Here is an 18959-nt window from a genome sequence, read left to right on the forward strand (position 1 = left end):
ACTCAGAACGAATAGGTGGCGGCGGCGACGAGGCGACCCTCATAGGGCTCGCCTGCGCTGTGGCGGTCGGTGTCATACCAGCGCAGATCGACGGCCAAGGCGTCGGTCAGCTTCTGTTTGGCGCCGACGTTCCAGGCGTTGTAGTCGACACCGCCGTCGGCCATGCGGTTGGCGACGGCGGCCGAAATCTTTGTCTTGGCGGCGACGGAGACCGTGCCTTGAAGCTCCAGCCACCAGGCCTCTTTCGTCGCCGCGAAGCCGTCGGGCGAATAGTTGACGCGCAGGCGCGTCGCCACGGAGCCCAGCTTGCGTGAAGCGTCCGCCTGATATTCCCAGTAGTTTTTGTCGACGCCGGCGCGCGACCCTGGCAGGTCGCGGTTCATGACCCCCAGATCGAAGGTGAAACCGCCCGCCTTGGGTCGCCAACCGACCATGCTGACGATTTCCAGGTCGTAGCCTTGAGATCCGGCGGCGTCAGAGACGAAGACGCTGGCGTAGCCTTCTCCGAAGCTGGCTTCCGCCTTGGCGAAAGGCGCAACGTCCTGATTGCTCTTGCCCAGCCCTTTGCCGACATACTGGCTGGCGACACCGACATCGAGGCCGAACGATTGGGCCTGGGACGTGATCGGTGCTGCGAGGCCTACTGCCGCGACTACAAAGAAAGCTGACGAACGAAACATGGTGATCCCTGAAGCTTCTGCATTCTGAAGCCCAAGGATGAGGCGATGATTAATATTAAATCTGAACCGGACCGTATGTAGGATTGCGTAACCCATGAGGTGTGTCGCCCAGCGTCCGAGCTGCGTCATCGGCAGGGGTGCTGGTCACTCCAAACCGATTTTGAGCGAATACGTATGTTCACGTAATCGAAACGGGCCTATACGAAAGTTGTCAGAAAAGCGGCGAAGCCCGTCAGCCCAAGGTTTGGCGAGTTTTCGCATTCCCATTCATACTCCGGTGAAATATATCCAGCGGCCCAGGAACAGCACGAAGGCATGATCTTCAGGTCCAGGACATGGTGGAGCGGGGTCTTGATCGCGTGCCTGGCTGTCCTTGTGGCGACGCTGGTTCGTAGCGCGCTCGAATCGTTTGGAAACTTCTATTATCTGCCGCTGGTCCCGGCGGTGATTGTTACGGCTCTGCTGGCGCAAAGAGGGGCGGTTGCGCTGGCGATCCTGTTGGCCATCGGGGCCAATCTGTGGCTGGTGCATCGCGAAAGCGTGCTGGATGCGGCGACCAACGCCGCGCTTTTTGCGGTCATCGCCTGGGTCATCGCGGAGGTCTGTCGTCGGCTGATCGACGCCTTGGAACAGGCCCGCGCCCTGACGCGCGATCTGGCGCTGCGCGAGATGCTGCTCGACACCATCGTGGCCACGACGCCGATCGTGACCCTGGACCGTGAAGGACGCACGCGCCGCGTGACCCCGGCCGCCGCCGATCTGCTGCGTGTGGATCGAGAGGCGGCGATGGCGCAGCCTTTCGGATCGTTGCTGCCCGGCTTCGACGACGCGGCCCTGGCGAAGGCTCGCCAAGGCGGCGAGGTGCTGAGCCCATCCTCCGGCCCCTGGACGAGCGGGACTTTAGACACGCCCGGGCCGCCGCTGACGCTTCACGCCAACGTCCTGCCCGATGACATCGCTCCCGAACACATCGTTCTGACGCTGGGCGATCAAAGCCAGGCCGAGACGATCCGCAAGGGCGAGCGCGACCTGAACGACAAGCTCAGCAGCGTCTGGCGTTTGAACTCGATGGGCGAAATGGCCGCAACCCTGGCCCACGAACTGAACCAGCCGCTGACCGCCGCCACCGTTTATCTACACGCCGGCCAAGCCGAACTGACCCGGCTGGGGACGGTGGCGGAGGGGCCGGCCAAGACCATCGACCTGGCCAAGACCCAGTTGCTGCGCGCGGGCGACATCATCCGGCGCATGCGCGAACAGGTCGCGACAGGTTCGCGGTCCTTCACCGAAGAGCGCGCCTCGCTGATTGTCCTGGACCTGGCGCCGGTCTTCGCCCTGACGGGACAGGACACCGACACGACGATCGCTCTGGATGTGGAAGAAGACGACGATCAGGTTCTGGCCGACCGCATTCAAATTCAGCAGGCGCTGGCCAATCTGGTGCGCAACGCCGTGGACGCGGTCATCGGACGCGAGGGCGCGCGGGTGACGGTGACCGGCCGGACGCTGGGCGCGGACGGCTATGAGATCGCGGTGTGCGACAATGGCGACGGCATCGCCGAAGACAGAATCGACAGCATCTTTCACCCGATGGCGACGACCAAGGCCGGCGGCATGGGCCTGGGGCTGTCGGTCACGCGTTCAATCGTCGAGAGCCATGGCGCGACCTTGGTCGTCAGCCGGAATTCTCAGGGTGGAGCGACCTTTTCGTTTCGTCTGCCGCGTCCAACGGAGTCCGAAATCTGATGAGCCCGCACTCCGTTTTCATAATCGACGACGACCCCGCCATGCGCGACGCCCTGGTGCTGATGCTGCGCGGGGCTGGGTATCGGGCGCGCAGTTTCCTCAGCGCCGACGACTTCCTGAGCAATCTGCCCGAAGACCGCAGCGCCTGCGTCATCACCGATGTGCGGATGCCGGGGCTTCAGGGTTCCGAACTGGTCGGGCGTTTGAAAAGCCTGCGCGGCGACACCTGGCCGGTGATCGTCATCACGGGTCATGGCGAGGTGACGCTGGCGGTTCAGTTGATGAAGGCGGGCGTCGTGGATTTCGTCGAAAAGCCGTTCGATCCGCAGCGAATGCTGGACGCGGTTTCCAGCTGTCTGGCCTCCCTGACCAGTCTTGAGGCCGAGCGGATCGCGCGCGAGGACGCCAAGGCCCGACTGGACACCCTGACCCCGCGCGAGCGGCAGGTGTTCGACGCCCTGATCGACGGCTGTTCCAACAAGGAGATCGCCCAACGGCTGGAGATCAGCCCGCGCACGGTGGAAATCTTTCGCGCCAAGGTGATGACGAAAATGCACGCCGCGAACCTGTCCACCCTGGTTCGGATCGGAATGCGCGCCGGCGACGCTTGAGCCGGACGAGATTCGTCGCCACCTTAGTCGCGACATGAGCGACCGGTCCGCAGGCCTCGCCCCGTCCCGCGTGACTGCGGTCCTGGGGCCCACCAACACCGGCAAGACCCATCTGGCGGTCGAGCGGATGCTGGGTCACGCCTCGGGCATGATCGGCCTGCCGCTGCGCCTGCTGGCGCGCGAGATCTACGAGCGGATCGTCAAACAGCGCGGCGCGGCGGCCGTCGCCCTGATCACCGGCGAGGAAAAGATCGTCCCGCCGCGCCCGCACTATTTCGTCTGCACCGTCGAGGCCATGCCGCTGGAGCGATCGGTCGAGTTTCTGACCATCGACGAAATCCAGTTGGTCGCCGACCCCGAGCGGGGTCACGTCTTCACCCAGCGGCTTCTGCACGCGCGCGGCCGGTTCGAGACGATGTTCCTGGGCGCCGGCGCCATGGAGCCGCTGATCCGCCGCCTGGTCCCGGACGTGGAGATCGTGACGCGCGACCGGCTGTCCACCCTGTCCTATGCGGGCTCCAAGAAACTGACACGCCTGCCCCGCCGCAGCGCCATCGTCGCCTTCTCGACCGACCGGGTCTACGCCATCGCTGAACTGATCCGGCGTCAACGCGGCGGCGCGGCCGTGGTGATGGGCAGCCTGTCCCCCCGCACCCGCAACGCTCAGGTGGCCCTGTATCAGTCGGGCGAGGTCGATTTCCTGGTCGCCACCGACGCCATCGGCATGGGGCTGAACATGGATGTGGACCATGTCGCCTTCGCGGGCCTGAGAAAGTTCGACGGGCGGCGCACCCGCTGGCTTTACGCCCATGAAATCGGCCAGATCGCCGGGCGGGCCGGCCGGCATCTGCGCGACGGCACCTTCGGCGTCACGGCCGAGGCTGAGGATCTGGACCCCGACTTGGTCGAACAGGTGGTCGAGCATCGATTCGATCCGATCGAGGCGGCGGAGTGGCGTAACGCCCGGCTGGATTTCGACACCCTGCCCGACCTGCTGCGCTCGCTGACGGTGACGCCCCAACGATCGGGGCTGAGCCTGACGGCGGAGGCGCTGGACGAGACCCTGCTGCGTCGCCTGATCAAGGACGAGGAAATCGCGCGCGTGGGGCGCTCGCGCGGGGCGGTCATGCGTCTGTGGGAAGCATGCCAGTTGCCCGACTTCCAAAAGACGACGCTGGATGAACACGCCCGGCTGGCCAAGGACGTCTTCCACGCCCTGACCGGCAAGCGGGGTCGGCTGACCGACGACTGGATGGCGCCGCGCTTCGCCTTCGTGGATCGTGACGACGGTCAGATCGACCAGCTGTCGGCGCGGCTGTCGGCGGTGCGTACCCTGTCCTACATCGCCAACCGGCCGGACTGGGTCCACGACGCGCAAGGCTGGCGCGACAAGACCCGCGCGCTGGAAGATCGGCTGTCCGACGTGTTGCACGAGCGGCTGACCGCCCGGTTTGTGGATCGCCGAACGACCGCCCTGATGCGAGCGCTGAACGTGCGCGAAGACACGTTTGCAGGCGTCGCAGAAGACGGCGAGGTTACGGTCGAGGGCCAGGTCGTCGGCCAGCTGGAGGGCGTGCGCTTTCAGATGGAGAAGGGCTCTTCGGCCCTGGAAGACCGCACCCTGCGCCAGGCGGCTGTGCGTGCGGTGACGCCCGAGATCAATCGACGGCTGGGGCGTCTGGCGGCCGAGACCGACGACGGGTTTTCGGTCACGCCGGACGGGGCGGTGCTGTGGCGCGGCGTGCTGACGGCGCAGATCAATGCGACGCCGCAGGGGGTCGATCCGTTTACGCCCTCCGTGCGTCTGTTGGGCGATCTGGGACCGACGCCCGCCCGCGAGCGCGCCCAGCGCCGGATCGAGGCGTGGCTGGCGGCGGAAGCGGGCCGTGCGCTGCGCGATCTGCGACGGCTGCGTCAGGCGGTCGAGAGCGGCGCGCTGAAAGGTCTGCCGAGGGGCATCGCCTTTCGTCTGATTGAGGCCGGCGGCGTGATCGACCGGCGCGAGGTCGAACGCGATCTGGCCGCGCTCAGTCAGGTCGAGCGCCGCACGCTGCGCAGTTTCGCCATCCGCATCGGGGTGCATTCGGTGTGGCTGCCCGGTCTTCAGAAGCCGCGCGCGCGCAATTTCGCCCAGGCCTTCGTCGCCGCGCCGTTGATCCCGGCGACGCCCGATCTGATCGCCGCCCCGGTGGGGACGCCGTCGGCGCGGCTGTTGTCCGCGCACGGATTGCGATTGGCGGGACGGTGGCTGACGCCGGTCGAGACGCTGGAGAAGATGGCCGAGCTGCGGGCCGCCAATCACGGCCGGCTGTCCGACGAGGCCCTGACCGATCTGGGCTGGCGCGCCGATCAAGCGAAACAGATCATCGCCGCCCTGAAGGTCGAACGCGCCCGCCTGCCCGACAAGCCGGGCGCAGCGCCGAAAATCGTCAAGGACTCGCCCTTCGCCGCCCTCGCCGCCCTCGCCGCCCTGACGGAGGCGCCGCCGGCGCGGCCCAAGCGTCGTCGTCCGCGTCGAAAGGCGAAGGCTTGAACGAGAACGCCTGTCGCATCGATATCTGGTTGTGGCGCGCGCGGTTCGTGAAGACGCGCGGCCTGGCGGCCGATCTGGTGGAGCGGGGGGCGGTGCGGCTGACGCATCAGGGGCGCGAGACGCGGCTCGACAAGCCCAGCCGATGCGTTCACGTCGGCGACTTACTGACCTTCGCCCAGAACGGACGCGTCACCAGCCTGAAGGTCGAGGGGCTGGGCGAAAGGCGCGGGCCTGCCGAAGAGGCCCGCGCCCTGTATTCGCTTACGGTCTAAATGGGCTCACGCAGCGCGACGCGCGGTAGGCCCAAAAGAACGGCCTCAAGTCGCGCGCAGCGCGGCAAGCCCTACTTCTGAATGACGAACTCGCCTTCGATGTGCAGCTTCACCTCGTCAGAGACGGCCGGCAGGGCGTAGTTGATGCCGAAGTCCGAGCGTTTGATGGTGGCTTCGCCGTCGAAGCCCGCCTTATAGGCGCCCATGACGGTTCCGGCGCCGTTGAACTCGACCTCGATGGTGACGGGCTTGGTCACGCCCTTCAGGGTCAGATCGCCGACCACGGTCGCTTCGCTGGCGTCATCGGCGTCGACCGTGACCGAGCGCGAGACGAAGGTCGCGGTCGGGTATTGGGCGGTGTCGAAGAAGTCGGCGGTCTGCAAGTGGGCCTTCAGACGGTCGTCGTTGGGCGCCACGTCGGTCAGCGGGATGGTCGCGGTGAGGGTCGAGGCCGACGGGTTGGCCGGGTCCAGCTTCAGCTCCGCCTTCACGTTCACGAACTGGCCCGTATAGGTCGACAGGCCGAAGTGATTGACCGACCAGGTGATCTTGCCGTGGCCGGAATCCAGATCGTAGTTCCCGGCGGTGACTTCAGCGGGGTTCTTGGTCAGGGCGGCCTGAGCCACGACCGCGCCGCCGGCGATCAGGCTGAGGGCGGCGGCGCCGGCGACGGCGTATTTCGTGAAGGAGGTGCGCATGGGGAGTTCCTGTCGATGGGGCGGATATGCAATCAATACAGTTGCGATTGGGCGCGGTTCTGTCAAGGCGCTGCGAATGGCTCTCGCCTTAAGCCGCGCTGTTGACAGTTGGTTGCGTGGCCGCCATGTCGCAGGCCTCCCGCCCACAGACCGACACCCGTTTTTCGCCCAATGACCTACATCGTCACCGACGCCTGTGTGAAATGTAAGTTCATGGACTGCGTCGAGGTGTGTCCGGTGGACTGCTTTTACGAGGGCGAGAACTTTCTGGTGATCGCGCCGGACGAATGCATCGACTGCGGCGTGTGCGAACCGGAATGCCCGGTCGACGCCATCGTGCCGGACACCGAGGACGAGCCCGACGGCAAATGGCTTCAGGTCAACGCCGAATACGCCAAGGTCTGGCCGAACATCACCGTCAAGGGCACGCCCCCCGCCGACCGCGAGCAGTACGAGCGCGAAACCGGCAAATACGAGAAATACTTCAGCCCCAAGCCGGGCAAGGGTTCCTGATTCAAGGACTGGCGGCGCTCAAGCCTTGCCGCATTTGCACGTCCGCCCTGTGGACGTTTTGAAATTCCGCAGATTTGTGATAGGTTCTGTTTCATTGGATCGGGCGGTCCGCGAAATCTTCGCGCCGCCCGTGTTTGCGACAGAATCCCGCCCTAGACGGGATCGGCCAGAGGTTTGGTGATCCGTTTCCGCTTTTGACGCCCAACATCATCCCCTCCGACGGAGCGATCCGGCGGATGAGATCCTGTTTGCGTTTCCTGCGCCTTCGTTTCGCCCGGCCCTGACCGGGAAAGGACGATTATGACGAGCAAGACTGGTCTGGAGTTCAAGGTTGGCGACGCGGTCGTCTATCCGGCGCACGGCGTCGGCAAGGTGGCGGCGATCGAGACCCAAGAAGTCGCGGGCATGTCGCTGGAGGTCTATGTCGTGACCTTCGACCACGAGAAGATGACCCTGCGCGTCCCGACCAAGAAGGCCGTCACGGCCGGCCTGCGTTCGCTGGCCGCCGACGACGTCGTGACCAAGGCCCTGACCACCCTGAAGGGCCGCGCGCGCATCAAGCGCACCATGTGGTCACGTCGCGCCCAGGAATACGAAGCCAAGATCAACTCGGGCGACCTGATCTCCATCGCCGAAGTGGTTCGCGATCTGCACCGCGCCGACACCCAGCCGGAACAGTCCTATTCGGAGCGCCAGCTCTATGAATCGGCCCTGGACCGCATGGCGCGCGAAGTCGCCGCCGCCAACAAGATCGACAAGGACGCCGCCGTCGAGCTGCTCGCCAAGTCGCTCAGCGCCAAAAAGCCGATCCCGACCGCCGAAGCCGCCTAAGCTTCGAGTCTCCGACTAAAGAAAAGGCCCCGGAGCGACCCGGGGCCTTTTTTGATGCGTCGCAGAGCCGGGGTCAGAAGTATTCGGCGTTGGCCGGGCACTGGGCGCTGATGCGGCGCGCGGTGATGCTGGCGGGGATATAGGGGGTGCCGCGCACGATCTGGGCGCCGCCACGGAAGCTGAAGCTGGTTTCCGTGTAGGTCCCATTCAGGCGAACGGCGATGCGACGGCCCTTGCGGTCCTGGCAGGTTCCCTCGAAGCGGGCATTGCCGTTGCCGACCACGCGGGTCGGATAGGTGCAGCGCCACTTGTTGGTCGACAGGCCGCCGAAGAATCGGTTGATCTCGCTGGGCCGCACACACTTCTGCTCGGTGTCGCGCTGGCCCACCGCGCTGGTGGTGTATTCCCAATAGCCGGGCAGGACTTCGGACTGAGCTGCGGTCTGGGCCGGAGCGATGGCGGGCGAGGCCAGCATGAAGCCGCCGGCCATCACCGGGGCCAGGACGGCGAGCGCGCGCTTGGGCAGGCGGTCGATCAAGGACGGACGGGACATGAAAGCCTTCTGTTCTGCTTGGGTCTCTTTTGAGGTCTTCATCATATGGGCCATACAGGGCGGCATTTGAATGACGGCTGAACGAGGCGTGGGGACGATGCGTCCAGACTCGGCTTGACGCCGAACCGCCTCTTCCCTTATACGGCCCCCTCTCGCGCGGGCTGGTTCCCGCGCGCAACTGTTTCATGCGTCCTCTCCCACGCTCGGGCTGGACGCCGCACCTTAAGGATCTGACGATGTCGCGTCGTTGCGAACTCACCGGTATCGGCCCCATGGTCGGCCACAACGTGAGCCACTCGAACATCAAGACCAAGCGCCGCTTCCTGCCGTCGCTGAAGACGGTCAAGGTCACGTCGGAAGCTCTGGGCCAGACGTTCAGCCTGCGCATCTCGAACGCCGCGCTGCGCACCCTAGACTACAAGGGCGGCCTGGACGTCTTCATCGTCAAGGCCCGCGACGAGCAGTTGTCGATCGCCGCTCAGCGCATAAAGCGCCAGATTCGCGCCAAGCTGGCCGAACAAGCCGCCGCCTGATCGGCGACCGCGACATAGAGTTCTGGAAGAGGCCGGTGGAAGCACCGGCCTTTTTCTTTGCGCCATTGCCCGCTCGCGCTAGCCTGTCACCTCAGAGAGGGACGGCTTCATGCGCATCAAGATTTTGCTTTTGGCGGCAGCCAGCGCCCTGACGCTGTCGGCCTGCGCCACCGCCGCCCAGCCGGCGCCGACGCCGACGCCACGTGAATCGACCGCCTTCACTCTTGCCACCGATCAGCCGCTGACGCCGGAACAGCAGGCGATGCAGTTCGACAAGGCCGATTTGTCGATCAAGGTCCTGCCCGAAGACAAGGCCATCGACGCGGTCGCCGTGCTGGACTTCACCGCCAAGGCGCCCCTGACCGCTCTGGTCGTCGAACTGGACACCCTGCTGACCATCTCCTCGGTCCAGATCGACGGGGTCGAGGTCGCCGTCGATCGCTGGTCCAACCCCGAAGGCCGGCTGACGGTGCAGCTGCCCGAGACCCTGGCTACGGGCCGGTCGGTAGCCCTGCGCGTCGCCTACGTCGGCCAGCCGCGCGTGGCGCCCCGTGCGCCTTGGGACGGCGGCTTCGTCTGGTCCACCGCGCCGTCGGGCGAGCCATGGATCGCCACGGCGGTTCAGGGCGAGGGCTGCGACATCTTCTGGCCTTGCATCGACAGCCCGCACGGCGAACCGGGCCGGGTCGATCTGCACATCACCGTCCCGTCGGCCCTGTCGGCGCCGTCCAATGGCCGCTTCCTGGGCAAGGTCGATCACGGCGACGGCTGGACCACCTGGAACTGGTCGGCGAAATCGCCCAACACCTACGCCATCGCCTTGAACGTGGGGCCATACGAAGAGGTGTCGGGCGACTACGCCAGCCGGTTCGGCAACACGATCCCGATGCGATATTGGCATCTGAAATCGGACACCCCCGAACAGGTCCAGGCCCTGTTCGCCCAGTTTCCAAAGATGCTGGACTTCTTCGAAGCCACCGTCGGCCCCTTCCCCTTCGGCGACGAGAAGATGGGCGTGGTCGAGACCCCGCACCTGGGCATGGAGCACCAGACGATCAACGCCTACGGCAACAGCTACAAGATCGACGGGCGAGGCTATGACTGGCTGTTGCAGCACGAGTTCGCCCACGAATGGTTCGGCAACCAGCTGACCAATCAGAACGCCGACGACATGTGGCTGCACGAAGGGTTGGGCAGCTATATGCAGCCGCTCTACGCCCGCTGGCTGCTCGGCGACCGCTACATGCAGCGCGAACTGGCCAATCAGCGCGAGGGTTTGATCAACAAATATCCCGTCGTTTCAGGTACGCCCAAGACCGAAGACGAGGTCTACAAAGGCGACGTTGGGCCGGGCAATGACATCTATTCCAAGGGATCGCTGATCAGTCATTCGCTGCGGATGTTGATCGGCGACGCCGCCTTCCACGATGCGGTCACGCGTCTGGTCTATGGGCGAGCCGACCCCAGACCAGGCAACTTCGCGCCGCTTTATCGTTCGACTGGAGACTTCCTCGCGATCATCAACGACTTTACGGGCCGGGACTACGGCTGGTTCTTCCGCGGCTATCTCTACAACGCCGCCCTGCCGATGCTGACCCAGACCCGCGACGGCAATGTGCTGAAGCTGGAGTGGACGACGGGCGACGGCGGTATCTTCCCCATGCCGCTGGAGATCGAGATCGACGGGCGCGTTCAAACCGTGGCCATGACCGGCGGGCGGGGCCAGATCGCGGTTCCGGCCGGCGCCCATGTCCTGATCGATCCGCAGAACAAGGTGCTGCGCCAGATGGACGTGATCGACGAGCTTCAGGCCTATAAGGCGGCGCAGAAGCCGAAGTAGCGGCCGGTCAGGCCTCGGCCACCGTCACCGACTGGCGCACCATCTGACAGCGCTCCTGCGTCGTCAGGAAGGCGATGTCCGCCGCATCGCGCCCGCAGGCGATCCGCACCAGACCCTCGACCGGCGCCAGGCCCGTCGGATCGACCAGCCACCAGCCGTTGTCGAGCCAGACCTCGAAGAGGGCGTGGAAGTCGGGCGGACTGAGTTGGTGGGCGAAAGCGCTGACCGCGCGCGCAGGAATGCCCGACGCCCGACACAGCGTCATGCCCAGGTGGGTGAAGTCGCGGCACACGCCGGCCCGGTCGATGAAGGTGCGCGCCGCCGTGGTTTCGGTGTCCGACACGCCGTGCTCGTAATCGACGTTCTCGGTGATCCAGTTCAGGATCGCCAGCACACGCGCGCCGCCCGCCGTGTCGCCGAACTCGCGCGTCACGAAGCGGCCGAACTGATCCGACGGGCAATAGCGGCTGGGCTGGAGATAGGGCAGGACCTCGGCGGGCAGCTCGCCCCAGTCATGCTGGGATACGCTGGGCGGCAGGCCCTTCAACACGCCGTTCTCGACCACCGCCTCATAGGTTAGCTTGACCTCGCCCCCGACGTGGCAACGCAGGGTGCGGGCGCCGAAGTCGACGTCCTCGTCTTCGTGAAAATCGACCGGCGGGTCGAAGGTCAGGGTTTCGTCCAGAATGTCTTGGCCCGGCCAGTGCGCGACCTGGATCTTGTAGATGGCGTCCGTCGGCGGATCGAAACGATAGACGAGTTCGGCGCGGACGCGCAGTTTCATGAAAATCTGCCGATCAAAGGGAGATGAGAAGGTTGCTGGTGAACGCCACGCGGTCTGGGCCGTTCCGTGGTGGTCCGCGCCTTCTGGCCTGTGCAAATCGACAAGACAAGACAGTGTGTTAATCTGAGCCCCATGATTGCTTCCCCTGCCCTTCTCGCTCTTCGGGAAGCCACCGCCTCAGCCCACGAAACCCTGGAAGTCCAGGCCCGGATCGAGCCGCGTCTTTCGGACCCCGCCACGCGGGCGGAGACCGTCGCGGCCTTTTACCGCTTCCATGCCGGACTGGAGCCGCTCAGCCATCCGCTGGCGGCGGCGTTGAACGCCGAACTGGGCACGAGCTTCGAACCGCGATCACGTGCGAACGGGATCGCCCAGGACCTGACGATACTGGGTCAGCGCATTTCTCCGCCCGCGCGTCCGGCTGCGCCCGCCTCGGCCGGCGAAGCCCTGGGCTGGGTCTATGTGGCCGAAGGGTCGATGCTGGGCGGTCGGATCATTCGACGCCGGCTGGCCGCCGAGGGTCGCGATCTGGACGGCCTCGGCTTTCTGGATCCCTATGGTGAAGAAACCGGCGCACGCTGGCGAGCCTTCATGGATTTGCTGGACCGGGCCTGCGTTAGCGGCCTTGTCACGATCGATCAGGTGGTGAAGGGCGGCGTCGACGGCTTCGCCTTCGCCCACCGCACCTTGCAACCCCAGCCGCAGGAGGCCGCGGCATGACTGAGACGCTCGACCTGGCCGACGCCGCGCTGAACGAGTGCGATCGCGAGCCGATCCACATTCCTCAATCGATCCAACCGCACGGCTTCATGCTGGTGCTGGATCTGCAATCCCTGACCATCCGCCAGGGGGCGGGCGCGATCGAGGAGCTGACGGGCCGTAAGGTTTGGATCGACCGCACCGTCGCCGACGTGTTGGGCGATGTCGCCGACCGGGCCGTGCGCGCCATGGCCGCGCATCAGGAGGCTGGCTTCGCCTGTCGCTGGCGCGCGACCAATCGTCTGGAATACGACGTTGTGGTGCATCGTGCGCCGGGGACGACTTCCGGCACGATCAATGATCTGATGATCATCGAGGTCGAGCAGAGCTCGCAGCAGGCCCGGCTCGGCGTCGATCTGATCGCCAACCTGGACGCCGCCGGCGCCGCGCTGGAACGGGCGGTGACGATCCAGACGGTGTGCGAGCGGGCGGCGGACGCCTTCCGTCGCCTGACCGGTTTCGACCGGGTGATGATCTATCGCTTCCAGGACGACGAGGCGGGTCAGGTCGTGGCCGAAAGCCGCGCCGATGGGTCCGGCTCCTTCCTCAACCATCATTTCCCCGCCACAGACATCCCGCAGCAGGCGCGCGCCCTTTATCTGCGCAACCCCGTGCGGGTCATTCCCGACAGCCGCTATACGCCCCAGCCTCTGCGCCCTATCGCGCCTGGCGAGGCGCCGCTGGACATGAGCGACAGCGGCCTGCGCTCGGTGTCCCCCATCCACCTGCAATATCTGCGCAACATGGACGTTCGGGCCTCGGCGTCCGTTTCGATCATCGTCGATGACGCCCTGTGGGGGCTGGTGGCCTGCCACAACGCCTCGCCTAAACTGCTGCCCTATGAGCTGCGCGTGGGCTGCACGGCCCTGGCGCGTAATCTGGCGCGACAGCTGAAGTCCAGGACCGACGCCGACCTTTACCGCGAGCGCACGCGCCTGCGTCGGATGGAGGACGAACTGCTTTCGCGGCTGTCGCCAGACCGGCCGATGCGAGAGGCGCTGGCCGAAAAGGCTGACGCCCTGATGCAACTGACCAGCGCGGACGGTCTGGCCATCGTCAGCGACGGCGATATCCAGACCTTTGGCCATACACCGCCCGAAGACGGCGTACGCGCCATCGCCGCCTGGGCGGCGGGACGGCCGGGCCTGCGCCCCGTCTCGTCGCACAACCTGGCCTCGGTTCTACCCGCCGCCGAGGCTTGGAAGACACACGCCAGCGGTCTGCTGGCGGTCACCCTGCCTCTGGATCAGCCGGTCTCGCTGCTGTGGTTCCGCTCAGAGGTGCTGGAAACGGTGCGTTGGGCCGGCAATCCCGCAACGGCGGAGAAGACTGGCCCCAACGCCATTCTGACGCCCCGCGCCTCGTTCGAAAGCTGGTCGGACACCGTCTCGGGCCGCGCACACCGCTGGGGCCCTGCCGCCGTCGAGTCCGCCGCGCGGCTGAGGGACGCACTGGCCGACTACGCGGCGGTCCATCAGATCCGACGGCTGAACCGATCGCTGCAGGACCGCCTGTCCGAGCGCGACTTGCGGCTGGAGCAGCAGCAGTATCTGATCCGTGAGGTGAACCACCGAGTTCAGAACAGCCTGACGCTGGTGTCCAGCTTCCTGGGCCTTCAGGCGCGAGAACAGGCGGGCGGCTCGGCCGCGACCGCGCTGAACGAGGCGCGACGTCGCGTGCGCGCCGTCTCTGCGGTCCACAGTCGCCTGTATCTGAGCGATCAGGTCACGACCATCGACATGAGCCGCTATATCGGCGAGCTGATCGGCGATCTGGGCTCCAGCATGGGGCCCGACTGGGCCGCCGCCATCGAAACCGATCTGGACCCCGTCTGCATCGAGCCAGGGCGCGCCATCACCATCGGCCTGATCCTGACGGAACTGATCATCAACGCCCAGAAATACGCCTACGGCGGCAAGCCTGGTCCGCTGCGGATCGCCTTCCAGGAAGACGGCGCCTTCTTCCGCATGACGGTGGAGGACGAGGGCGCCGGCGGGCATCTGGCCGGTAAGGGGTTCGGCTCGATGATGATCAAGAGCCTGGTCGGTCAGCTGGACGGGACGATCGACTATCGCGACCGCGCGCCGGGCCTCAGCGTCGCGTTGCGGTCGCGGATCGACCCCCTCGTTTAAGGCGCGGCCTGACGGCGCCTGTGGCGTCAGGTCGCAGGGCGCCGTAAGAGCCGGGCCATGTCCGCTATGGCCTTTCGTCCCTCCTCGCGCGCCTTTGCGCTGATCGTTCTGCTGATCGCGGCCAGCGTGCTGGGCCTGGCGCCCATTCTGGTGCGGTTGACCGAGACGGGACCGGCGGCCGCGGGTTTCTGGCGGTTCCTGTTCGCCCTGCCCCTGCTGACGATCCTGGCGTCGCGCGAACCGGGCGGCGTCGGCGTGCCGTCGAAATGGGCGCTGCTGGCGGGCCTGTTCTTCGCCCTGGACCTCAGCTTCTGGCACTACGGCATCGTCATGACCTCGGTCGCGAACGCCACGGTGCTGTGCAACCTGACGCCGGTCGTCGTGACCCTGTTCGGCTGGTTTGTGCTAAAGGAGCGGCCGCACCGGCTGTTCATCCTGGCCCTGGCCCTGGCCATGGGCGGCGCCTTCGCCATGGCGGCGGGCGCAGACGGCGGACAAGGGACCAATCCGATGCTGGGCGACCTGTTCTCCCTGTCGGTGGCGGTCTGGTACTCGGGCTATTTCCTGGCGGTGCAGGCGGCGCGGCGCACGGCCGGCGCGATGCGGGTGACGTTTTGGGCGACCCTGCTGGGCGCGCCCCTGCTGCTGATCGTCGCCCTGGCGTTGGGCGAGGCTGTCATCCCCGCCGGGCCGGCCGGCTGGGCCGCCTGCGTGGGCATGGGCGTGATGCACGTCTTCGGACAAGGCGGCGTGGCCTGGGCGCTGGGCAAGCTGCCGGCCTCGGTCACCGCCGTGACCATCCTGATCCAGCCGGTCGTCGCGGGCCTGCTGGGCTGGTGGATCTTCGGAGAAACCATGACGCCGGTTCAGGCCCTGGGCGGCGCCCTGGTGCTAGGCGCAATCGTCCTGGCGCAGCGGTCGCAGAGGGCGAAGACGGTCAACGCCGCAGCCGCTGAAGATTCAACGAACGGGATCAAGCAGCGCAAAGCGCTGTAGCCCAGGCAAAAAGAAAACAGGCGCGGAAGCCGAAGCCGCCGCGCCTGTCCCTAAGCCTTGAAGGCTGGATCGACTTAAAGAACCTTGAGGTCGATCGCCGAGGTCTTGCCGCGCTGGTTTTCCAGCTCGTATTCGACCTTGGCGTTCTCATCGAGGCCCTGAAGTCCGGCCTTCTGAACGGCGGTGACGTGAACGAACACGTCGGAGCCGCCGCTATCGGGCTGGATGAAGCCGTAGCCCTTGGTGGGGTTGAACCACTTGACCGTGCCGGTCGCCATGTCTGCGTCTCCGTAAACGCGCTTTTCCAGGCGGATCCCCCTCGAGGTGACCCGACAATCCATCTGGACAGCTCGTTCAGGCGAAGGAGCGAAACGCGGGTTTGGACCCCACGCGAAATCCGGACTGCAGCGATGTTGTCACCCGGCTTTTCCAGACGGTCAACAGCAAAGCGAGTCGCACCGGACGCATTCAGGCTTAACGACAGAGGCCCCGCGCAGCCCCGTCGATGTGCAGATGGTTGGCGTGGGCGGCGTTGTAGTCGGGCGTCAACACCGTCGAGAACAGCTGGCAGGCCCCGTCGCGCAAGGCGTGCAGGAAGCGGCCGCCCGGCTCGCCCGCCGGCCCGTCGCCGCGCCAGTCGTTCAGAACGCTGACGCTCCGACCGTCCTTCAAGGTCACCGCTGCGACATCCAGCGCATTGGCTTTGGCATGTTCGCTGGGCCGCTCGGTCTCGTCCTGCGAGCCGTAGATGCGGCGGCATGAATAGGTGCCGTAGTTCTCCACCCGCGCGGGCGCCGAGCCCAGAATGTCGCGCGAGGCCGGGCGCAGCACCTGTCGATCCCAGATGACGTAGCGGACCGCCAGCGGGCACTGCATGACGACGTCGGACGGCGCCAGCGGCGTCACCTCTCCGCCCGTGATCCGCACCGCCCCGCGCACCACGCAGAAGCCGCCGTCGTCGCGGTCGGGCGCGCGTTCGACCTGAACCCCCGCATTGCGCAGCGCCTGCATACAAGCCTCGGTCGCGCCTTCGACAGCCTCGGGCGTGGCGGCGGTCGGCACATCGAAGGCGGCGACCTTTGCGGTGGTCGCGCGGCCCAGCGGACGATCCAGATCCAGCGGCTTCCACGGCAGGTCCTGGGGCGGAGCGAAGGCGTTCAACAACGCAAAGCCAGCGCAGACCAGCAACGCCAGCTCCCACACCAGATTCCACATGTCCGCCAGATCGCGCTTCATTCGGCCCTCGCAGGCCGGACGGGCCCGGCGCCTTAACGCCCAGCTTCGCAGTCGGCTCCCTCGCCCTTGCTCTCTGCCGGCCCTCGGCCCACTCTCTTGCCATGGGAAAGAAATCCGACGCCTATGACGCCGAGTTGGAGCAGATCCAGCTGGCCATCGTCCAGACCCAGGCCTGGAGCATCGAGCATGGCTCGCGCGTGGTCATCGTGCTGGAAGGGCGCGACACAGCCGGCAAGGACGGCGCGATCAAGCGCCTGACCGAACATATGTCGCCGCGCCAGACCCGCGTCATCGCCCTGCCCAAACCCAGCGACCGCGAGACCAGCCAGTGGTATTTCCAGCGCTATGTCCCGCACCTTCCGGCCGCGGGCGAGACGGTGATCTTCAACCGGTCCTGGTACAACCGCGCCGGGGTCGAGCCAGTCATGGGCTATTGCACGCCCGAGCAGTACGCCCAGTTCATGACCGACGCCCCGCGCTTCGAGCGGATGCTGACCGACGACGGGATCATCCTGATCAAGATCTGGCTGGATATCTCGCGCAAGGAGCAGGCCAAGCGGCTCAAGGAACGCCGCGAGGATCCGTTGAAGAAGTTCAAGCTGTCGTCGCTGGACGCCGAGGCCGAGGCGCGGTTCGACGCCTATTCCGACGCCCGCGACCGGATGTTGGACGAGACCGACCGCGACTATGCGCCCTGGACCGTCGTCGCCACCGACGACAAGAAGACGGCGCGGTTGAACATCGGCCGTTACATCCTGTCAGTGCTCAATCACACCAGCGTCGAGGTGAAGACGCCGGACCCGGACGTAGTCTTCGCCGCCGGAAAGGCCAAGGGCAGGCTGGCGCGCTGATCGACTTCAGGCCGTTCTGACGATCCCGCCCGAGGCCGACACCGGCCAGGGCGTCAGCCGCCCGCCCGCGCAGGGGCCGCCCTTGCACTCGCCCGTCAGCGGCTCGAACACCGCCCCGTGCCAGCCGCACAGGATCAGCGATCCGTCGGGCGTCAGATAGCGGTCGATCTCCATGGCGATGGGAAAGCCCGCATGGGGGCAGCGGTCGACCCAGCCGGCGACCTGACCGTCCTTCCTGACCACGAAGCCGTGGAAGAAGGCCTCGCCGATCTGAAGCACGAAGCCGCGCGAGCCGGGGTCGGGGATGTCGCCCTCGGCGCACAGCGTCACGCCCGGCGGCGTTTTCCAGACCCGCTTGCGCTCGGCCGGGACCTCCTCAGACACGCTCGGCCTTCAGCGGACGCGACAACAGACCGTCGATCAGGCCGTCCACGTCGATCTCGCCGGCCAGCAGGGCTGCGACGCCTTCGGAGATCGGGATTTCCACGCCCAAACGCGCGGCCAGTTGGCGCACGGCGGGCGCGCTCTCATAGCCTTCCGCCACCGACCGTTTGCCGGCCAAGGCCTGTTCGACCGTCTGGCCCTGACCCAGGGCCAGACCCAGGCTCATGTTGCGCGACTGGGGGCTGGAGCAGGTCAGGACGAGGTCGCCCAAGCCGCACAGGCCCGACACCGTCTCCGCCTGCCCGCCCATGGCGACGGCGAGGCGAGTCATCTCCGCAAAGCCGCGCGTGATCAGGGCGGCATGGGCGCTGCGGCCCAACTGGCGCCCCTCGGAGATGCCGCAGGCGATGGCCAGGACGTTCTTCAGCGCGCCACCCGCCTCGGCGCCCACCAGATCGGTCGCCAGATAGGGTCGGAAGCCCGGCGCCGACAGGGTGTTCAGCAAGGCCTCGCCCAGCCCCTGATCGGCGCAGGCCAGGGTCACGGCGGTCGGCAGGCCGCGCGACACCTCGCCCGCGAAACTGGGACCGGACAGGACGGCGGCGGGGGCGTCCGGCAGGGTCTCGGCCAGCACCTCGGTCATCAGCTTCATCGTCCCGCGCTCGACGCCCTTGGAGCACAGCACCACCGGCACGCCGGCGCGATAGTAGGGCGCAAAAGCCGTCAGCGTCGCGCGCATGTGCTGGGCCGGCGGCACGGCCAGGATCACGTCGCAGTCGCCCAGATCAGCCAGATCGGCGGTGAATTTCAGGTCGTCGGCCAGAGGCACACCAGGCAGATACAGGTCGTTGGCGCGCGTCGCCCGCAGCGTCTCAACCAACTGCTGCTCGCGCGCCTGCAAGGTCGTATCCAGTCCGGCCCAAACGCACACTTGCGCCAGAGCCGTGCCCCAGGCGCCCGCGCCGATGACCCCTGCCGTGCGGAATTCCATACGCCCTCCCGAGGCT

The 18959-nt window shown here is 66.4% G+C and carries 20 protein-coding genes; 12 read left to right on the forward strand and 8 right to left on the reverse strand.

The features are described from left to right. Positions 1 to 2: 2 nt before the first annotated feature. Positions 3 to 680 (reverse strand): TorF family putative porin, encoded by a 678-nt coding sequence (locus QRN13_RS04430; protein WP_284876984.1) that lies wholly within the window; start codon positions 678 to 680, stop codon positions 3 to 5. Between the two features lie 351 nt (positions 681 to 1031). Here QRN13_RS04430 and QRN13_RS04435 point away from each other — a divergent pair, with 351 nt between their 5' ends. From QRN13_RS04435 to QRN13_RS04450, 4 genes are read left to right on the forward strand one after another with little or no spacing between them, the layout of a single operon-like run. Beyond that, a complete protein-coding gene (locus tag QRN13_RS04435) occupies positions 1032 to 2426 on the forward strand; it encodes a sensor histidine kinase (protein WP_284876985.1) in 1395 nt (464 codons plus the stop codon). Beyond that, positions 2426 to 3037 carry a response regulator transcription factor gene (locus QRN13_RS04440; protein ID WP_284876986.1) on the forward strand — a complete coding sequence of 204 codons (612 nt, stop codon included), beginning with the start codon at positions 2426 to 2428 and terminating at the stop codon, positions 3035 to 3037. The genes QRN13_RS04435 and QRN13_RS04440 overlap by 1 nt, the downstream gene beginning before the upstream one ends. A gap of 34 nt (positions 3038 to 3071) precedes the next feature. Continuing rightward, the gene (locus QRN13_RS04445) at positions 3072 to 5570 is read left to right on the forward strand and encodes a helicase-related protein (protein ID WP_284876987.1); all 2499 of its coding nucleotides are present in this window, start codon (positions 3072 to 3074) and stop codon (positions 5568 to 5570) included. Then, positions 5567 to 5842 (forward strand): RNA-binding S4 domain-containing protein, encoded by a 276-nt coding sequence (locus QRN13_RS04450; protein WP_055806646.1) that lies wholly within the window; start codon positions 5567 to 5569, stop codon positions 5840 to 5842. The genes QRN13_RS04445 and QRN13_RS04450 overlap by 4 nt, the downstream gene beginning before the upstream one ends. Before the next feature lie 71 nt (positions 5843 to 5913). Here the strand turns inward: QRN13_RS04450 and QRN13_RS04455 are convergent, their stop codons facing one another. Further along, positions 5914 to 6540 carry a YceI family protein gene (locus tag QRN13_RS04455; RefSeq protein ID WP_284876988.1) on the reverse strand — a complete coding sequence of 209 codons (627 nt, stop codon included), beginning with the start codon at positions 6538 to 6540 and terminating at the stop codon, positions 5914 to 5916. 171 nt (positions 6541 to 6711) lie between these two features. Here QRN13_RS04455 and fdxA point away from each other — a divergent pair, with 171 nt between their 5' ends. Together fdxA and QRN13_RS04465 are read left to right on the forward strand one after the other, a co-directional pair. Further along, positions 6712 to 7053 (forward strand): ferredoxin FdxA, encoded by a 342-nt coding sequence (fdxA, locus tag QRN13_RS04460; protein WP_017505910.1) that lies wholly within the window; start codon positions 6712 to 6714, stop codon positions 7051 to 7053. A 300-nt stretch (positions 7054 to 7353) separates the two neighbouring features. After that, positions 7354 to 7884, forward strand: a complete 531-nt coding sequence (locus QRN13_RS04465) for a CarD family transcriptional regulator (protein ID WP_055753908.1) — start codon at positions 7354 to 7356, stop codon at positions 7882 to 7884. A 73-nt stretch (positions 7885 to 7957) separates the two neighbouring features. Here the strand turns inward: QRN13_RS04465 and QRN13_RS04470 are convergent, their stop codons facing one another. Continuing rightward, on the reverse strand, positions 7958 to 8437 hold the full coding sequence (locus QRN13_RS04470; RefSeq protein ID WP_038294089.1) for a DUF3617 domain-containing protein: 480 nt from the start codon (positions 8435 to 8437) through the stop codon (positions 7958 to 7960). Between the two features lie 236 nt (positions 8438 to 8673). Between QRN13_RS04470 and rpmB the strand changes: the two genes are divergently transcribed. Then, positions 8674 to 8970 carry a 50S ribosomal protein L28 gene (gene rpmB / locus QRN13_RS04475; protein ID WP_026108540.1) on the forward strand — a complete coding sequence of 99 codons (297 nt, stop codon included), beginning with the start codon at positions 8674 to 8676 and terminating at the stop codon, positions 8968 to 8970. Between the two features lie 109 nt (positions 8971 to 9079). Then, entirely contained in the window at positions 9080 to 10810 is a 1731-nt protein-coding gene (locus tag QRN13_RS04480; RefSeq protein WP_284876989.1) for a M1 family metallopeptidase, read from the forward strand. A 7-nt stretch (positions 10811 to 10817) separates the two neighbouring features. Here the strand turns inward: QRN13_RS04480 and QRN13_RS04485 are convergent, their stop codons facing one another. Beyond that, entirely contained in the window at positions 10818 to 11594 is a 777-nt protein-coding gene (locus QRN13_RS04485; RefSeq protein WP_284876990.1) for a transglutaminase-like domain-containing protein, read from the reverse strand. A gap of 132 nt (positions 11595 to 11726) precedes the next feature. Between QRN13_RS04485 and QRN13_RS04490 the strand changes: the two genes are divergently transcribed. Genes QRN13_RS04490 through QRN13_RS04500 form a run of 3 tightly spaced genes read left to right on the forward strand, consistent with a single transcriptional unit; the run spans position 11727 to position 15481 of the window. Beyond that, positions 11727 to 12314, forward strand: coding sequence for a biliverdin-producing heme oxygenase (locus tag QRN13_RS04490; protein ID WP_284876991.1), 588 nt, complete (start codon positions 11727 to 11729; stop codon positions 12312 to 12314). Then, a complete protein-coding gene (locus tag QRN13_RS04495) occupies positions 12311 to 14485 on the forward strand; it encodes a histidine kinase dimerization/phosphoacceptor domain -containing protein (protein ID WP_284876992.1) in 2175 nt (724 codons plus the stop codon). Before QRN13_RS04490 ends, QRN13_RS04495 begins: the two co-directional genes overlap by 4 nt. A 57-nt stretch (positions 14486 to 14542) precedes the next feature. Further along, positions 14543 to 15481, forward strand: a complete 939-nt coding sequence (locus tag QRN13_RS04500; protein WP_284876993.1) for a DMT family transporter — start codon at positions 14543 to 14545, stop codon at positions 15479 to 15481. A 74-nt stretch (positions 15482 to 15555) separates the two neighbouring features. Here the strand turns inward: QRN13_RS04500 and QRN13_RS04505 are convergent, their stop codons facing one another. Together QRN13_RS04505 and QRN13_RS04510 are read right to left on the reverse strand one after the other, a co-directional pair. Beyond that, on the reverse strand, positions 15556 to 15759 hold the full coding sequence (locus QRN13_RS04505) for a cold-shock protein (RefSeq protein WP_017505920.1): 204 nt from the start codon (positions 15757 to 15759) through the stop codon (positions 15556 to 15558). Between the two features lie 196 nt (positions 15760 to 15955). Beyond that, complete coding sequence (locus QRN13_RS04510) at positions 15956 to 16717, reverse strand: extensin-like domain-containing protein (RefSeq protein WP_284876994.1); 762 nt, start codon at positions 16715 to 16717, stop codon at positions 15956 to 15958. 101 nt (positions 16718 to 16818) lie between these two features. On the opposite strand from QRN13_RS04510, the gene ppk2 reads away from it, so the two are divergent. Next, the gene (ppk2, locus tag QRN13_RS04515) at positions 16819 to 17568 is read left to right on the forward strand and encodes a polyphosphate kinase 2 (RefSeq protein ID WP_284876995.1); all 750 of its coding nucleotides are present in this window, start codon (positions 16819 to 16821) and stop codon (positions 17566 to 17568) included. A gap of 6 nt (positions 17569 to 17574) precedes the next feature. Here ppk2 and QRN13_RS04520 read toward each other — a convergent pair whose 3' ends face one another. Both QRN13_RS04520 and QRN13_RS04525 read right to left on the reverse strand, forming a co-directional pair. After that, positions 17575 to 17952 (reverse strand): Rieske (2Fe-2S) protein, encoded by a 378-nt coding sequence (locus tag QRN13_RS04520; RefSeq protein ID WP_284876997.1) that lies wholly within the window; start codon positions 17950 to 17952, stop codon positions 17575 to 17577. Next, the gene (locus tag QRN13_RS04525; RefSeq protein ID WP_284877042.1) at positions 17945 to 18943 is read right to left on the reverse strand and encodes an NAD(P)H-dependent glycerol-3-phosphate dehydrogenase; all 999 of its coding nucleotides are present in this window, start codon (positions 18941 to 18943) and stop codon (positions 17945 to 17947) included. The genes QRN13_RS04520 and QRN13_RS04525 overlap by 8 nt, the downstream gene beginning before the upstream one ends. Positions 18944 to 18959: the final 16 nt, after the last annotated feature.

This window comes from Brevundimonas sp. MEB006b (assembly GCF_030209705.1).
Classification (GTDB): domain Bacteria; phylum Pseudomonadota; class Alphaproteobacteria; order Caulobacterales; family Caulobacteraceae; genus Brevundimonas.

Coding starts and splice junctions, on each gene's coding strand:
- QRN13_RS04490 (WP_284876991.1), top strand. CDS start 11,727: ATGATTGCTTCCCCTGCCCTTCTCGCTCTTCGGGAAGCCACCGCCTCA.
- fdxA (WP_017505910.1), top strand. CDS start 6,712: ATGACCTACATCGTCACCGACGCCTGTGTGAAATGTAAGTTCATGGAC.
- QRN13_RS04485 (WP_284876990.1), bottom strand. CDS start 11,594: ATGAAACTGCGCGTCCGCGCCGAACTCGTCTATCGTTTCGATCCGCCG.
- QRN13_RS04465 (WP_055753908.1), top strand. CDS start 7,354: ATGACGAGCAAGACTGGTCTGGAGTTCAAGGTTGGCGACGCGGTCGTC.
- ppk2 (WP_284876995.1), top strand. CDS start 16,819: ATGGGAAAGAAATCCGACGCCTATGACGCCGAGTTGGAGCAGATCCAG.
- QRN13_RS04510 (WP_284876994.1), bottom strand. CDS start 16,717: ATGAAGCGCGATCTGGCGGACATGTGGAATCTGGTGTGGGAGCTGGCG.
- QRN13_RS04500 (WP_284876993.1), top strand. CDS start 14,543: ATGTCCGCTATGGCCTTTCGTCCCTCCTCGCGCGCCTTTGCGCTGATC.
- QRN13_RS04505 (WP_017505920.1), bottom strand. CDS start 15,759: ATGGCGACCGGCACGGTCAAGTGGTTCAACCCCACCAAGGGCTACGGC.
- QRN13_RS04455 (WP_284876988.1), bottom strand. CDS start 6,540: ATGCGCACCTCCTTCACGAAATACGCCGTCGCCGGCGCCGCCGCCCTC.
- rpmB (WP_026108540.1), top strand. CDS start 8,674: ATGTCGCGTCGTTGCGAACTCACCGGTATCGGCCCCATGGTCGGCCAC.
- QRN13_RS04440 (WP_284876986.1), top strand. CDS start 2,426: ATGAGCCCGCACTCCGTTTTCATAATCGACGACGACCCCGCCATGCGC.
- QRN13_RS04470 (WP_038294089.1), bottom strand. CDS start 8,437: ATGTCCCGTCCGTCCTTGATCGACCGCCTGCCCAAGCGCGCGCTCGCC.
- QRN13_RS04480 (WP_284876989.1), top strand. CDS start 9,080: ATGCGCATCAAGATTTTGCTTTTGGCGGCAGCCAGCGCCCTGACGCTG.
- QRN13_RS04445 (WP_284876987.1), top strand. CDS start 3,072: ATGAGCGACCGGTCCGCAGGCCTCGCCCCGTCCCGCGTGACTGCGGTC.
- QRN13_RS04430 (WP_284876984.1), bottom strand. CDS start 680: ATGTTTCGTTCGTCAGCTTTCTTTGTAGTCGCGGCAGTAGGCCTCGCA.
- QRN13_RS04495 (WP_284876992.1), top strand. CDS start 12,311: ATGACTGAGACGCTCGACCTGGCCGACGCCGCGCTGAACGAGTGCGAT.
- QRN13_RS04525 (WP_284877042.1), bottom strand. CDS start 18,943: ATGGAATTCCGCACGGCAGGGGTCATCGGCGCGGGCGCCTGGGGCACG.